At 69.5% G+C, this 15,457-nt stretch carries 12 protein-coding genes and 1 pseudogene; 5 read left to right on the top strand and 8 right to left on the bottom strand.

Features of this window, described 5'->3' with window-relative positions:
- Positions 1–41: 41 nt before the first annotated feature.
- From ACM6JT_RS11880 to ACM6JT_RS11895, 4 genes are all read right to left on the bottom strand, one after another.
- Complete coding sequence (locus ACM6JT_RS11880) at positions 42–1,679, bottom strand: hypothetical protein (protein WP_414856534.1); 1,638 nt, start codon at positions 1,677–1,679, stop codon at positions 42–44.
- A 108-nt stretch (positions 1,680–1,787) separates the two neighbouring features.
- On the bottom strand, positions 1,788–3,164 hold the full coding sequence (locus ACM6JT_RS11885) for a DUF4915 domain-containing protein (RefSeq protein ID WP_414856535.1): 1,377 nt from the start codon (positions 3,162–3,164) through the stop codon (positions 1,788–1,790).
- Between the two features lie 38 nt (positions 3,165–3,202).
- Positions 3,203–3,808 (bottom strand): adenylyl-sulfate kinase, encoded by a 606-nt coding sequence (cysC, locus tag ACM6JT_RS11890; RefSeq protein WP_105390822.1) that lies wholly within the window; start codon positions 3,806–3,808, stop codon positions 3,203–3,205.
- Entirely contained in the window at positions 3,805–4,290 is a 486-nt protein-coding gene (locus ACM6JT_RS11895) for a lytic transglycosylase domain-containing protein (protein WP_034179953.1), read from the bottom strand. The genes cysC and ACM6JT_RS11895 overlap by 4 nt, the downstream gene beginning before the upstream one ends.
- A gap of 294 nt (positions 4,291–4,584) precedes the next feature.
- On the opposite strand from ACM6JT_RS11895, the gene ACM6JT_RS11900 reads away from it, so the two are divergent.
- The 4 genes from ACM6JT_RS11900 to ACM6JT_RS11915 all read left to right on the top strand — a co-directional run bounded on the left by ACM6JT_RS11900 (position 4,585) and on the right by ACM6JT_RS11915 (position 8,909).
- Positions 4,585–5,517: a hypothetical protein gene (locus tag ACM6JT_RS11900; RefSeq protein ID WP_034179955.1), complete on the top strand. Its 933-nt coding sequence runs from the start codon at positions 4,585–4,587 to the stop codon at positions 5,515–5,517.
- A 25-nt stretch (positions 5,518–5,542) separates the two neighbouring features.
- Positions 5,543–6,748 (top strand): cytochrome P450, encoded by a 1,206-nt coding sequence (locus tag ACM6JT_RS11905; protein ID WP_161785053.1) that lies wholly within the window; start codon positions 5,543–5,545, stop codon positions 6,746–6,748.
- Positions 6,749–6,837: 89 nt separating this feature from the next.
- Positions 6,838–8,265 carry a helix-turn-helix transcriptional regulator gene (locus ACM6JT_RS11910; protein WP_414856536.1) on the top strand — a complete coding sequence of 476 codons (1,428 nt, stop codon included), beginning with the start codon at positions 6,838–6,840 and terminating at the stop codon, positions 8,263–8,265.
- Positions 8,266–8,291: 26 nt separating this feature from the next.
- Positions 8,292–8,909: a GNAT family N-acetyltransferase gene (locus ACM6JT_RS11915; RefSeq protein WP_243566303.1), complete on the top strand. Its 618-nt coding sequence runs from the start codon at positions 8,292–8,294 to the stop codon at positions 8,907–8,909.
- A gap of 277 nt (positions 8,910–9,186) precedes the next feature.
- On the opposite strand, the gene ACM6JT_RS11920 is transcribed toward ACM6JT_RS11915, so the two are convergent.
- The 4 genes and pseudogenes from ACM6JT_RS11920 to ACM6JT_RS11935 form a co-directional block, all read right to left on the bottom strand.
- Positions 9,187–10,377, bottom strand: coding sequence for a M20 aminoacylase family protein (locus ACM6JT_RS11920; RefSeq protein ID WP_175748650.1), 1,191 nt, complete (start codon positions 10,375–10,377; stop codon positions 9,187–9,189).
- 81 nt (positions 10,378–10,458) lie between these two features.
- On the bottom strand, positions 10,459–11,793 hold the full coding sequence (locus ACM6JT_RS11925) for a DUF3100 domain-containing protein (protein WP_034179959.1): 1,335 nt from the start codon (positions 11,791–11,793) through the stop codon (positions 10,459–10,461).
- Positions 11,794–11,840: 47 nt separating this feature from the next.
- Positions 11,841–13,358 carry an aldehyde dehydrogenase family protein gene (locus ACM6JT_RS11930; RefSeq protein WP_414856537.1) on the bottom strand — a complete coding sequence of 506 codons (1,518 nt, stop codon included), beginning with the start codon at positions 13,356–13,358 and terminating at the stop codon, positions 11,841–11,843.
- 52 nt (positions 13,359–13,410) lie between these two features.
- Positions 13,411–14,313, bottom strand: a pseudogene (locus ACM6JT_RS11935) (NAD(P)-dependent oxidoreductase); the annotation flags it as partial.
- Between the two features lie 113 nt (positions 14,314–14,426).
- On the opposite strand from ACM6JT_RS11935, the gene ACM6JT_RS11940 reads away from it, so the two are divergent.
- A complete protein-coding gene (locus ACM6JT_RS11940; RefSeq protein WP_105390816.1) occupies positions 14,427–15,335 on the top strand; it encodes a LysR family transcriptional regulator in 909 nt (302 codons plus the stop codon).
- Positions 15,336–15,457 lie beyond the last annotated feature (122 nt).

Below are 15,457 nucleotides of genomic sequence, written 5' to 3' on the forward strand. Positions count from 1 at the left end.
GCGACGCTCGGGCCGCGATGCACCGGGCGACGACGGCGACGTCAGGACGCGTCGCCCGTCGACGTTCGCCGCGGCGACTCCGCCGGCGGCAGTGCTCGCGACACGTCGGCGGGCGACGACGACGCCGGCGCGGGCAACGCACCCGATACGACCGGCTCACTGCCGTGTTCGCTGCCGCTGTGTTCGTCGACTTCCTCGATGCGCGACGACACGTCGTCCTCGTCATGGGCCAGCGCGGGCCTTCTCGATATCAGCGCGTCGCAGGTCTGGATCAGCGTGCCGAACGCCTCGGTCGCAAGGAACTCCATGATCATCAGCGCACCGGGCACCGCCAGCGCCGAACGCGGCGAGATCCGGCCTTTCGGCAGGTTGGCGTTGTCGGGATCCTGTTCGATCAGGTGCGAGGTCAGCACGAGCGCGATCGCGATGACGAAGCCCGCATGCGCCGGCACGCCCGCCAGTCGGACGAACCTTTCCGTCCAGAGCGTCTTGATGCCCTGCCCCATGGCGCGCGCGGCGTCGCTGCCCGATTCGAGCAGGCTCTTGTTGTGGTTCGCGAGTCTCGCTTCGAGCCGGTCGAGCGGTTGATGCGCGATCAGTTCGCCATGCGTCGGCACCTCGATGCCTTTTTCCCGCATCGCATCGCCCGATTGCCGCAACCGGCCGAGCGCCGACTTCACCGCGCCGCCCACGGCGCTCAGCGCGCTTTCGAGCGTCTCCGCGCCAAAGAACGTCGCGGCGTCGGCATACACGTCGTTCAATACCGTCAGTTGCTGGTCGAGCGAACCGCCCGTATGCATCGCATGCAATACAGGCACGATCGTAACCGTCGCGCGCACCAGTTGACGCTCCATCTCGGCCCGCATGCCCGGCGGCAAGGCTTCTTCCGCATACCGGTTGTAGCGGCGCTGCACGGAAGGCGGCAATCCGGTCGTCTCCAGCGGCGGGATGTAGTGCGCCTCGAGGCCTTCGCGCGCACCGGTCGTGTTGGTCGTCGTGAACATGACCGTCGCACCGATCGGCAAACCGGTGGCCGGCGACGGCACGTGCTTGCCCACGTATGTGCCGGCAAGCGACAGTGCGACGAGGTAACCCGAACGCCCGACGAGCGGGGCCGCCATCTCCGCGATGGACATCTTCAGGAAGCCGCGCAGCGCCTTCTCGTCCGTCACGCCATGCCGTTCGTACAGCGGCGCGCGTTCGAGCAGGCTTCGCAGCACGTCGTTGGGCATGCGGTCGGCGTGCTTGCCGTACAGCACGTGTGCGGTCGTGGCCGCGATCCTGACATGCCCGGCCGGTACGCCCGAGCCGCCGAGCGCCGCCAGCCTGTGTTCGCATGTCGCGCGCCCGACTTCGGCATCGATGTCGCGCGGCACCGGCATGCGCCGCAGGCGCAGGGTCGTGACGGGTTCGTGGCCGGAAGCGGCGGCCGGGCCGGTGCGCGCGGCCGGCAACCTCGCCGAGTGATGGGCCATCGACGTCGACTCCGGCCGGGACGTCGTCGCATCCTCCCGAGTACGTTCGGTTTCCTCGGGCAGTTCACCGGTCGCTTCGTGTTGCGCAATCGTGGAGGGTTCCATAGGTATCCTGATAGATCGGTTTTCAGTCGACGAGGCGAATGCCGCACGCGCCACGGGGAGGCGCTCGCGCGCCGGCGACCAGGCGTGGCCGGCATCCACGGCACGGCGTCGTTCCCGATACGAGAATAGGATTCGTCGCGGCCGGCCACCCCGCTTGCGCGAAGCCGTCGCGCGACGCGCGAAGCGCCGCCGCGCCGGCCCGTGCGTTCAGCGGCCGGGCCGGCGCGCGATCGTATGCAACCCGTCCCGCAGCGGCGTATCGAGCGTGGCCGGCGCCGTCGCGAGGGCGCGCTGCGCATGCGCGGCGGCATTGACCGCATCGCCGAGCGCGTCATAGATCTCCGCCAGCCGGCTCAGCACGTCGAAGGTGTCGTAGCCGCCTTCGAGCGCGCTCATCAGGAACGGCAGCGCCGCGCGCCGGTTCGCGTCGCCGCCGCTCGCCAGCAGCAGGCGCGCATGCAGATAGCTCCATTCGGGAAGCGCGGGCACGTCGTTGGCGAGGGTCGACAGCGCGTCGCGCGCGAAGCCGGGGTCGACACCCGCGTCGATCATCGCCCGCACCATGTCGCCCACGATGCCGTGGTGCCTGCGCGTGCGGTACAACTCGACGATCAGCTTGCCGAATTCCGCGTTGACCGCGCGCAGGCGGCTCGCCATCGCGTCCGCGCGCGCGCCGCGCACGGGCTCGCCGTCCCACGCGACGATGTCGTACAGTTCGGCGCCGAACGGGCTCAGGTCGATCCAGCGCGGCGCGCGGCGCCCGCCTTCGATCACGTGCAACCCGCAGCCGGTGCCCGCTTCCCGCGGCGCCGGCGCGGCGGCGGCCGGCCACGCCACGCTCCGGCTCTTGCTGCGCGTGCGCGCCATGCTGGTGCCGACGAACAATCGCCCGGCATGCGCCAGCGCGCCGCGCACATACCCGTCGAGCGGCCGGTCGGCACCGCGCGGCGCGCCCGCGACATGCACGAGGCTGCCGTCGCGCGACGACACGCACAGCAAGGTCCCGCGATCGATGAACAGCGAGTGCGGATGGCGCAGCCCGCGCCTGACGACGCGGCCCGCATCGGTGAGATCGAGGATCTGCCCGTCGCAGGCGTCTCGCCACGACGCGCCGGGCTTGCAGCCGAACATCGACAGATAGACGTGTCCGCCGAATGCCTGTAGCGAATTCATGTGCAGCGTATCCACGCCCGGCTCGATCTCGAAGAACACGCGCAGGTGCAGCGCGCCGTCGCGCGGCCAGTCGATCGCGAACACCTGGTTGGTGCCGCTGCTCACGACGAGCAGTTCGCCATCCCACGCCAGCAGCGAATGCGCATCCAGCACCGGCGCAAGCCGCGCCACGCGCCGGATGCGCGCCGACGCATCGATTTCGGCCAGCAGCGTGCCGACCGTGCCGGGCACGCGAATCTGCAGCGCCGCGTAGTAGCTCGCATCGACGCGGCACAGCCCGGTCGCGCCGACGACCTGCGCGGCGACATCGCCCAGATCGATCCATTCGAACGTGTCGGCATCGACATCGAAGCGCGCGAGCACGTGTCCGGACGGCTTGGCGTAGCAGAAGCTCAATAGCAGTTGGGTCATGAAGGCATCGGGTCGTGAAGGAACAGGCGGATGCGCCGCTACCGCACGGGTCGCGGTGCACGGACGATCATCGGTACCAGGCGGCGCAGCAGGTCGTCGGTGCACTGCGCCGGCGTGCGGCCGCCGGTGTCGACGACCATCGCCGGCGAAGTCGGGCGTTCGTACGGCGATCCGACGCCGGTCAGGCCGTCGAGCCCGCCGGCCCGCGCGAGCCGGTACAGCCCTTTCGGATCGCGGGCTTCGCAAACCGCGAGCGGCGTGCTGACGAATACTTCGACGAAACGCGATGCGCCGACGATCGCGCGGGCGAGCGCGCGTTCGCGTCGATACGGCGTGATGAGCGCCGCAATGACGACGAGTCCCTGATCGTTGAGCAGGCGCGCGAATTCGGCCGCGCGTCGCACGTTTTCCGTACGATCCGACGGGGTGAAACCGAGATCGCGGCTCGCGCCGCCGCGCAGCACGTCGCCGTCGAGCGTCGCGGCGACCACGCCACGCGCCGACAGCGCGGCGCGCAGGTGCACGGACAGCGTCGATTTGCCCGCGCCGCTCAGGCCGGTCAGCCATACGGTGACCGCGCGCTGGCCGGGCACGACGGCGATGCCGTGCCGCGCGTCGTGCATGCCGCTCGCCCGCGCGTTCATTGCGCCGCACCGTCGATCGACATCGCCCCCCACTTCACGAGCGTCGCCTTGACGAGCCGTGCGTACTCGTCCCGCAGGCGCGGGCTGCGCGAATGATAGGCGCCGACCGCGTCCCAGGTATTGCCGTAGGCGGCAATCTGCTTGCGCAGATGCCACGCGGCCACGTAGACGTTCACGCATTCGTCGAGCAGATCCTTGGCGCGAATGCCGAAGGCGGCCAGCTCGCGCAGATGAATCGAATTGATCTGCAACTCGCCGATGTCGGTCGTACCGTTCTTGTTGCGGTGGATCGCCTGCGGATTGCCGCGCGACTCGACGTTCGCGATGGCCCGCAGGATCATCGGGTTGACACCGTGATACGCGGCGGCCGATTCGAAACAATCGGCGTGCGCGGCCGTGCCGGCGCAGGCGAGCCACACGCACAACGCGACGCGCGGTACCCAGCGGCGCTGCCGTGGCGGCGCCGAATGACGTTGGTTCATGGTCGACCTCGAGAAGATCGGGAATGGCGGTCAGCGACCGCGTCGAAGCGAAACTTAGCGACGTATCGCGGGGCGCGTCGAGCGTCGATCGGCGGCTGCGGGTGCCGCGCTTCGGATTGACGCCGTTCGCTTCGGCACGCATCGACGCGTGCGAAAGCGGCCGATGCATCTGCTTCGCGCTCGCGCGAGGGGCTTCGCGCGCCGCGCCGCGCGGCCGCGGCGGCCCGGTATAAAACGTTCATCCCCCCGCGCCGACGCCGCTCGGCCGGCCACCTGGATCGTCTGGAGACCGCCATGCCGAGAACCGAGGAACGCGCCTCGAACCTTCATCCCGACGAGTTCGGGCACGATGCGCTCGCGCATGACGCCGGAAGCGATGACGGCCGCGTCGCGTCGTCGCGGCTGGACCGCGAGCGATTCCACGCGCTGCGGCCGAGGTCCGCCAGCGAGTCGCGAATTGCGCAGTGGAGGGCGAACGTGCACCGATCGATTCACGGCGAAGATTTGCCTCCGGCGTGGGTGTCGCATCCCGAATCGTCTCGATTGGCGGAAGGTGTGTCGCCCCTGCCCGGTGCGCCTGCCCCGTTCACGTCGGCACCGCCGGGACGCCGGCCGGTCGGTGCGATGCCGTCGCGTCACGGGCCGACGGCAAACGACGACCATGCGCACTATGCGCAGTTACCGTCCGAGGACGGCCGGTCCCAGGTGGGCGAATCGTGGATGCCAATGCCGCCGCGCTCCGTCAGTCCGATCTCGTCCTTGCATGAGCGGCGCACGCCGCTCGACCGCCACGCACCGGCATCCGATGACGGCCGCGTCCCGCTGCTGTCGGACGACGACGCTTTCCGCACGGACCCGCGGCGCACGCCGTTCCCGTCGCGGCCGGTCACCCCTTCGACAACGTTCGACCCGAGTGATCGCGATACCCGTGCCGGCACGTCCGCGTTCACTGATCGCGCCACGTACGATGCGTCGAGCAACTGGCAGGATCCGTCGTTTCAGAACGATTTCACGCCGGGCATGCAGCGCCCCGGGCAGCCGCGCCGCCCCGGCATGAACGCGCCCGACAACCGCTGGACCTCGCGGCTCCGGCCATGGGAAAACGTCATCGAAGGCGGGGCCAGCGTGATGGCGATGATGGCGAGGACCATCATCAGCGTCGTGCAGTCGATCGCGCAGATCTTCGAGAAATGGGGCGACGCGCTCGTTTCGCTGACGCGTCGTTGACCGAACCCACCTCATCATGATGCCCATGTTCGACGAAACCCTGCCGCACAAGACGCTTTTCGAGCTGCTGACGGACGCCACCGACGATCGCGACGCGTTCTACGACGCGATGCCTGCACTGCCCGGCGCCTATCGAGACGTCAGCGGCACCTGGATGGTCGGCCGCTATCGGCTCGCGTGCGCCGTGCTCGACCACCCGGCGCTGACGACCCGTTCGCCGCTGGTCGAATGCGACGTCGTGCGCGACGAAGCCGGCCTGCTCGACACGATGCTGTTTGCCGACGATTCGATGCACGAACGCATGCGCAAGACGTTCGCACCGCTGTTCGCGAAGCCGCGCCTGGCGGCGCTGCGCACGCACCTCGCCAGCGACCTCGACGCGCTGCTCGAGCAGATTCCCGATCCGCGGCGCTTCGACCTCGTCGAGCACATCGCGCAGCGCCTGCCGGCGCTCGCGGCATGCCGACTGCTGGGCATCGACCCCGTGCACGCGCCGCGCCTGCAGGCTCAGTCGATGGGGCCGATCCGGCTGATCAGCGCGATGCCGATCGGGCCTGCGGACCACGCGCTGGCCGTCGCACAGACACGGCGTTTCGTCGACGAGCTGGACGTGCATCTCGATACCGTGTGCGCCGTGCTGCAGGCCGGCGGCACGCGCCCGGCGCTCGCGCGCCGCCAGTTGCTCGCCAATGTGCTGCTGACGTTCATCGCGGGCTACGGCACGACCATGCTGTCGCTGGGCAACACGTTCGCGCAGGCGCTGGCGCGCCGCGATCTGTGGCAAGCGCTCGTGCAGGAGCCGCGGCGCGTGCCGCTCGCGCTTCGCGAACTGATGCGGATCGAACCGGCCGTGCACGTGATGATTCGCTTCGCGCGCGCCGACGTCGAACTCGACGGGCTCCGCATGGCGAAAGGCGATGTCGTCGCCGTGGTCGCCGCCGCCGCGAACCGCGATCCCGACGAATTCGCCGGGCCGGGCGACATCCGTCTCGATCGTGCGCACGGCGGCCTCGTATTCGGTGCCGGTTCGCACGGATGCCTGGGCGCCGCGCTCGCACGCATGCAGCTGGCCGTCGTATTCGAAACGCTGCTCGCCCGCATGCCCGGCCTCATGCTCGAACCCGGCGCGCACTCGCGTCTGCAGGAAGGGGCGTTCCGCGGCTACCGCTCGCTGCGGGTGTACGACGCGGCCGCGCCTGAGCGGCGCGGACACACGGGCCGTCGAAAGTAACAGAACGTCACAAATGCCGGCCGCGGCGAAGCGACGGTGCCACGATGCGCTCACCGACACGTTCGTGTCATCCATCACGGGAGCGTCTCATGTCCTCATCGATCTACTTCGCCGTGGCGTCGACCCTCGCGTCGGTCGACGCCGAATCGCCGCTGTTCACCATGATGTTGAACGGCCAGTTCCGCGAGGCGTCGGTTGCCGCGGCGGCGCGCGCCGAGCCGGCCGTGCCGGGCGTGCCGGCCGACTATGCGAGCCTGCAGACGTACGCCGACGTGCTGCTGGTGCTCGGGCAGTACGAAGAAGCCGAGGACGCATACCGGCATGCGCAGAAGGCCGTTCGCGGCGAGCACCGGACGGCCCGCGCCGCACTGTCGCGCAACGCCGGCTGGCAGGCCCTGTTCCAGAACCATCTCGGGACGGCGCTCAAATGCTTCCAGCGCGTGAGCGACGACGACGACGCCAGCGCCGGCCAGCGGCTCGAAAGCCTCGTCGGCTCGGTGCTGGTGCTGTTCAGACTCGGCCGGCTGGACGGCGTGCATGCGCTGCTTACCGCGTTGCACGGACAGGCGGCCTGCGCGCAGGATGCGCGCTGGGCGCGCGTCGCCTACATGCTGAACCGCGACATCGTCGATCAGTACAAGCTGCGTTCGAGTGCCCAGTTGGCCGATCACATCTACTGGCATTCGGCGGCACTCGAAACGCGCTCGAAGGCATTCGACGAGACGTTGCCCGCGCAACCCGACGCCACGCCGCCGATCGGCGTCCTGTCACGCCACGCGGATTATCTGAATCACCTGCGGGCGCTCGCGGGCGGCGCCGAATCCGCGCTCACCCGCATCGAAACGCACCTGCGCTGGAGCCAGGGCGCCGGGCTCGCAGAATACCATCGCGAATTGCGGCTCGAAGTCACGCTGGCCGCGCTCGCGGGGCGCCTCACGCACGTTGCCGAAACCACGCTCCACGTGTTCGGCGAACGCGCGTTCCAGGGCAACCAGCATGCACACTGGTACAACGAGCTGCTCTATTGCCAGTCGAAACTGCGCCAGCAACAGGGCCGCCTGCAGGACTATGCGCAGATGTACGCGCGCTATGCGCTGCAGTCGCTGCGCCACGTGCGCGCCGACAGCGCCGCCGTGCCGGCGGTGGCCGCCGAACGCGCGCAGCCCGCCGCCGACGACATCAGCGCGCGGCTGCCCGGCAAATACCGGCGCGCCTATCGTTACCTCGTCGAGCACCTCGAGCGGCCGGATCTGTCGGTACGCGAAGTGGCCAGCCATATCGGCGTCACGGAACGTGCGTTGCAGGCCGCATTCAAGGCCAATCTCGGCTATACGCCGAGCCAGTTGATCCGCACGCGGCGCATGGAACATATCCGCCACGACCTGCTCGAGGACGACGCGCACACGTCGAGCGTGCTGCGCATCGCGAACCGCTGGGGCGTCCAGCATCGCTCGACGCTGCTGAACGGCTATCGTCAGCTGTTCAACGAAGCGCCGTCGGAAACGCTCGCGCGCTGACGCACATGTGCGCCACATGCCCGTCCATGCCGGACGCCGTCGCGCCCCGCTTCGCGGTTCCGCGCGTCATCGAGGCCGGCGCCGTGCGGCTGCGCCCGTTTCGCGCGGACGATGCGCCGGCCCTGTTCGCGGTCCTGCTCGGCGATCCCGGCGTGACGGCGTGGCTGCCGATGCGCACCCATGCGAACGTCGCCGAAACGCAGGCGTTCATCGTCGGTTGCGACGCGGCCTGGCACGCCGGATGCCGCTATACGTGGGCGCTCGAGGACGCCGCCAGCGGCACGCTGCTCGCCGCGATCGAATTGCGGCCCGAGCCGCCGCGCGCGGAGATCGGCGTCGTGATCAGCCGGCTCGACGGTCACCGGCGCCGGCGGGCGTGTCTCGCCGCGCTGCTCAAGCTCCTGCGCTGGCTGCTGGCGCGGCCTGCCCTGTGCCGCATTCACGCGTATTGCGCGCCGGAAGGCGCCGCCGCCGGCACGCTCACGCGGCTCGGCTTCCGGTTCGAAGGCCGGCTCACGAACTGGGAACCGCGCCCCAACCAGGGCCTGGCCGCCGCCGATGCGCTGCTCTTCGCGATCACGCGCGAGCCAGGCGCGGCCGACGCGGCGGCTGCGCCGCCGATGCACCGGCTGGTCGACACCTGAGTGCGGGGCGGCAATGCGCCGATGCCCGGCCGCCAGCCGCAGTCGACGCATCGCGATTCCGAGCGATTCCGCAGATGTTGAAAGACGCCGTCAAAAACGCTGGGAAGCGGCCACATGAAAGCGTATCGTCTCCCAAATTTCGAGACGAGGAGCTGCCATGCGATGCACTGATCCGCTCGGGTCGAATTAACGTTTACCAACGAGCGCCACCCATACCGAGATCACCCCGGCGGCGCTCGTTCATCACGATCGGCCCCGAAAAGTCGGCACCGCTTCCCTACCGCGCCAAAACCCGCTCCACCAACCTCACGAAATAGCTCGCCCCCACCGGCAGCAACGCATCGTTGAAGTCGTAACTGGCGTTATGCAGCAGGCAAGGCCCGCCGCCATGCCCATGCACGCGATGATCGCCCGCCCCATTCCCGAGGAACGCATAACAACCCGGCTTCTCGCGCAGCATGAACGAGAAATCCTCCGCCGCCATGGTCGGATCGGCGGCCGCGTTCACATGCGCCTCGCCCACCAGCTCGCGCATCACCGCCACCGCCACCGCTGTCTGCTCGGCGTCGTTCACGGTAGCCGGATACTGGCGCTGGAAATCCACCTCGCTCTCGCAATCGAAGGCCGCGGCCGTCGCGGCCACCACGGCACGCATGCGCGTCTCGATCAAGTCGAGCGTCGCATCGGAGAAGGTCCGCACCGTGCCGCCGAGCCAGGCATCGGTCGGCACCACGTTCATCGCCTCGCCCGCATGCACCTGCGTGACCGACAGCACCGCGCCGTCGATCGGATTCCGGTTGCGCGTGACGATCGCCTGCAAGGCGCTCAGCACCTGTCCCGCCGCGAACACCGGATCGCGGCCCAGGTGCGGCATGGCCGCGTGGCAGCCGGCACCGCGCAGGTTGATCCGGAACAGGCTGGTCGAGGCCATCAGCGGCCCCGGCCGCACCGCGAAATCGCCGGCCGCGATGCCGGGCCAGTTGTGCAGCCCGAACACGGCATCCACCGGGAAACGCTCGAACAGGCCGTCCTCGATCATCGCGCGCGCGCCGCCGCCCGCCTCCTCGGCCGGCTGGAAGAACAGCTGCACGGTGCCGTCGAACTCGCCATGCCGCGCCAGATGGCGCGCGGCCCCCAGCAGCATGGTGGTGTGCCCGTCGTGGCCGCAGGCATGCATCGCGCCGGGCACCGTCGAACGATGCGCGAAGGTGTTGGCCTCCTGCACGGGCAGCGCATCCATGTCGGCGCGCAGGCCGATCGCGCGCGCGCTGCTGCCGCGCTTCAAGGTGCCGACCACACCGGTGCGGCCGACGCCGCGCGTGACGGCATAACCCCATTGCTCGAGCCGCTCGGCGACGAGCTCCGCGGTGCGGAACACGTCGTAGCCCACCTCCGGATGGGCATGGATATCGCGGCGTATCGCCGTCAGTTCGTCGGCGTGCGCGACGATGGAATCGATCAATTTCATGCGGATGGGAACGCTTTTGTCGGTCGTCGCGGCACGGCGGTGGGCCGGTCCATGCCGCCCACCGCCGTGCCGCATCAGGCATCAGATATGGAACAGCTGCGCCACCAGGGTCGCGCCGATAAAGGTTCCGGCATTGGCCACGAAGGACACCAGCACGATGCGCCAGCCGAGCCGGCGGAAGGCCGGGATGTCCTTGGCGATCGACAGCCCCGCAAATACCAGCATCGGCGTGGTCACCCCGAGGAAATCATTGTGCGAGCTGAGCGCGGCGATCTGCGAAGCCCACGGGCACCACGGCGAGGTCAGGAACATCGCCACCACCGATACCCAGCAGACCGCCGGAATCCGCCGCCCCGTCACGCGCGCCAGCGCATCGCCGACGATCGTCGCGCACACCATGATCGCGATTCCCGGCAGTCCCGCCAGCGGTGTGGTGCCGTGGGCGATCCAGTCGCACACCAGCGCCATCGCGGCCGTCACGATCCAGGCCAGCAGCTTGCCGCCGTAGCCGAGCGCGGGCGCCTCGGTCCGCACTTCGCCCAGCGACGGGCTGGCCGCCTCGGGCTGTGCCGACGCCTTGGTGGTGCGGCCGATCAGCGGCTCCAGCACGCGATAGCCCCAGACCGCAAGCGGCAGCGAGATGAACAGCGTGAAGTAGGTGCCGATGGTGGTGGTGATCAGGTTGCTGGCCGCGGCGAAGGCAAGCACCGATTTCGCCGTCTCCGGGTCCTGCTGCGCGGCGATCGCGCCCGAGGCAGCCGCCATCATGCTGCCCGAGCCGACGCCAGATCCCATCGCCAGCGCGAGCGGATCGAAGATGCCGAGGCTGCTCACGAAACCCGCGAACACGGCGATGAACACCGCACCGAACACGGTGCCGGTCAGGTACTCGGCCAGCACGCCGCGGCCCTCGGCCGAATCCATGCCGTACTTCTCGCCGATGATCGCCAGGCTCGGCTCGCGCCCCACCGAGAAGGTCGCGCCGATCGCCTCGCGCTTGATGCCGAGCAGCAACGCGAGCGGCAGGCCGAGCAGGATGGTGCCGACGAAGTGGCCGAATTCCTGGAAGGCCAGCGCCCAGCCCGCCGAAGCCAGCTTGGGCAGCGCGCTGCCCACCATCAGCCCGAGCTTGGAGACGAACAACAGCAGCGCCGGCTGCAGGATCGCGGCCGCGAAGAACTGGTCGGGCACGCTCAGGCGCGCGCTGCTGTTCCAGCGCGCGCTGGCCAGCCCCACCGCGGCGCCGAGCAACAGCGCCCAGATCATCGGCAGCAGCACGACCTTGCCCGGTCCGAGCTTGAACGTGAACGAGCCGATCCATTCGGCGACCAGCAGGATGCCGGCCGCGTAAAGCAGGACCTTGGCGGTGGCCGCGCCGCCAAGCTCGCGGCGCTCGATACCCAGTGCGTGTTCCATGACGAATCTCCCCTTGAAGCCCGGCTGCCGTCGAATGCGGGCCGGTGTTACAAATAACCGAACGCGGTGGGCGGCGCTTCAGCCGTCTCGACCCACACGCTCTTGGTCTGCGTGTATTCGTACAGCGCCTCGACCCCGCTCGAGCGGCCGTAGCCGCTCATGCCGTAGCCGCCGAACGGAGAGGCCACGTTGATGGTCTTGTAGCCGTTGACCCAGAAGGTGCCGGCATTCACCTGCGCGGCCACGCGATGCGCGCGCGCCACGTCGGTGGTCCAGGCCGCGCCGGCCAGGCCGAAGTCGGTGTCGTTGGCGATCGCGATCGCCTCCTCCTCGGTGTCGAACGGGATGGCGGCCACCACCGGCCCGAAGATCTCGGTGCGCGCCACCTCCATCGCGTTCGACACGCCGGCCAGCACGGTGGGCGCCACGAAGTAGCCGCCGCGGCCCTCCCCGACGGCCTCGGCCGAGCCGCAGACGAGCGTGGCGCCCGCCGCCACGCCGCGCGCAATCATCGACATCACGTGGTCGTACTGCTTGCGATTGTTGATCGGGCCCACCTCGGTCGCATCGTCGAGCGGCGCGCCGACACGGATCTTCTTCGCCCCGGCAGCCACCATCGCGACGAATTCGTCGTAGACGGCGCGCTGCACCAGCAGGCGCGAGCCGGCCACGCAGCTCTGGCCCGCGCCGGCGAAGATCGCCGCCTGGGCGGTCAGCGCGGCGCGCTTGAGGTCGGCATCGGCGAACACGATATTGGCCGACTTGCCGCCCAGCTCCAGCACGCAGGGCAGCACGCGGCGCGCGGCGGCCTCGGCGATGCGCGCGCCGGTGGCCGGCGAGCCGACGAACACCACCTTGCTCACCACGCGATGCGCGATCGCGGCCTGCCCGGCGGTGTGACCGAAGCCGGCCAGCACGTTGACCAGGCCGCGCGGCAGCCCGGCGCGCTCGCCGAGCCTCGCGACCGCCAGCGACGTGAAGGGCGTCAGCTCCGAGGGCTTGAGCAGCACGCCGTTGCCCATCGCCACCGCGGGCGCCACCTGCCAGCCGCAGGTGAACACCGGCGCGTTCCAGGGCGTGATCTGCAGCACCACGCCGGCCGGCTCTCGGCGCGTGTAGTTGAGGTGCGAGGTCGGCACCGGGATCACGCTGCCGTAGAACTTGTCGGTCCAGCCCGCGTAGTACTCGAACATCTCGGCGACCTTGGCCACCTCGCCCCGGCAGTCGCGGATCGGCTTGCCCGAGCCCAGCGCCTCCAGCCGCGCGATCGCCTCGGCCTCGGCGCGGATCGCACGCGCCACCTCCTGCATCACGCGGCCGCGTGCGGCATGCGTGAGCGCCCACCATTCGCACTGCGCGCGGCGCGCGCTTTCGGCAGCATGGTCGATCACGGCTGCGCCGGCGTCGCGATAGGCGAGCGTGGCCTCGCCCGTCGCCGCATCGTAAAGCTGGATCGTGTCGCCCTGGCCGGCGACGAGTTCGCCGTCGATATACGAGCCGATCGTGGCGGCACCGGGGAAGAAATGCGCGAAGGCGGCGAGCAACTGGTCTGCGTGCTGGGTCATGTCAGGTTTCCGTATACGGGTCGAGCGGGATCGTGGCGCGGGCTGCCCGGCCTCAGGCAGGGTCGAGGAAGTCGACGATGCGGTTGAAGTCCTCGCCGTCGGCGACGAATACCTCGCTGGCGGCCCACACGCGCGCAGCCTCGCGCGCCACCGGCGCGACGCTGTCGAACTGGTCGAGCAGGCCCAGCGCGAGCCGCACGTCCTTGCGCATCAGCTTCATGGTGAAGCCGGAATCGAACTTGCCGTTGAAGATCCAGGTCGGGTAGTTGGTCAGCGTCGCGCTGTTGCGGCCAGAGCCGCCGTTGAGCGCCTCGACCAGCTTTTCCGGATCGACGCCGGCCGCGCGCGCGGTGCGCACCGCCTCGCTGGCGGCCAGCAGGTGCACGCCGGTCAGCAGATTGTTGAGCAGCTTGGTGACGTGGCCGGCGCCCACCGGGCCCACATGCACGCGCTTGGCGCTGATCACCGCGAGGATCGGCTCGATGGCCGCGATATCGCTGTCCGAGCCGCCCAGCACCATGGTCATGGTGGCGGTGGCCGCACCCTTCGGGCCGCCGCTCACCGGGCCGTCGACGAAGCCGATGCCGCGCTCGGCCAGGGCCGCCGCCACGCGCCGCGTGCTGTCCGGATCGGCCGTGGTGGTGTCGATCACGATGCTGCCCGGCCTGGCGTTCTCGAGCACGCCGCCCGCACCCAGCACCACCGCCTCGACCACTGCCGAGGTCGGCAGCGACAGCAGCAGCACGTCGGCGTCGCGCGCGATCTGGGCCACCGAATCGCGCGCCGACAGCACCGCCTGCCCGGCCAGCGCGAGCGCCACGCCGGGCGCCGCGTCGTAGCCGAGCACCGTGTAGTCGCCGCGCCGCAGCGAACCGGCCATGCCGCGCCCCATGTTGCCCAAACCGATCACGCCCACCGTTTTCATCCGACGACTCCTGATAACTGTTGGTTCGAGGCCGGCGCGCCAGCGTCGGCCCGCCTTGCATGGCCACGATGTTCGGTCCGGCGACCCGTATAATCAATCAACGCCAATATTGATATTGTTCTCTTTTTTAGAACACGAGGATCATGAGCGATACCCTTACCGACAGCCGGATCGTCTATTTCTACGAGGCCGTGCGCTGCGGCACGATCCGCGCCGCGGCTGACTGGCTCGACGTGGCGCCCTCGGCCGTGAGCCGCCAGATCGGGCTGCTGGAGAAGGAGCTCGACGCCACCCTGGTGGAGCGCCACGCACGCGGCGTGACGCCCACCGAGGCGGGACGCTGCGTGATCGAGTATTTCCGCGAGCAGCTCGCGCACCGCGACGACCTGATCTCGCGCCTGCAGGAGTTGCGCGGGCTCAAGACCGGCCAGGTCAGCCTGGTGCTCGGCGAGGGCTTCGTCTCCGACCTACTGGCCGGGCCGATGCAGCAGTTCTGCCGGCAGTTCCCCGGGATCCGCGTCAACCTCGACGTGGGCAGCACCAACGACGTGATCCGCAAGATCTCGAACGACGAGGGCGAGATCGGCCTGGTCTACAACCCGCCCGCCGAGCCCAAGCTGGTGTCGCGCGCCTCGAAGCGGCAGCCGATGATGGCGATCGTCGGCCCCGACTTCCCGCGCCGCAGCCACAAGGTGCTGACGGTGCAGCAACTCGCCACCTACCCGCTGGCGGCCACCCACCCGTCCTACGGCACGCGGCAGATGATGGAGGCTGTGGAATACGCCGAGCGCGTGCGGCTCGCGCCGATCGTCACCACCAATTCCTTCGCGATCCTGAAGGAGTTCGTGAAATCGGGACTCGGCATCTCGGTGATGCCGGCCTTCGCGGTGGCGGCCGAGCTACAGGCCAAGGAGCTGTTCGCGATCGAGATCGCGCATCCGATCCTCGAGAACGCCGAGGCGCATATGGTCACGCGCGTAGGTCGCAAGCTCTCGGTGGCCGCCAACAAGATGTTGCAGATGATGACGGGGCAGATGCGGGCGTTCCGCTAGCGGGTCCTGCTCCGGTCCGTGCCCCTGCTCCTGCCCCCGACGCGAGGCCGGGCTTAGAGACGGTTTCATAAAGACTGAGGCTAGCCGATCGCGAAACTGCTGGAGCAACGGATCAGTATTAG

The sequence above is a fragment of the Burkholderia sp. IT-111MI5 genome (assembly GCF_949752865.1).
Classification (GTDB): domain Bacteria; phylum Pseudomonadota; class Gammaproteobacteria; order Burkholderiales; family Burkholderiaceae; genus Burkholderia; species Burkholderia pyrrocinia_C.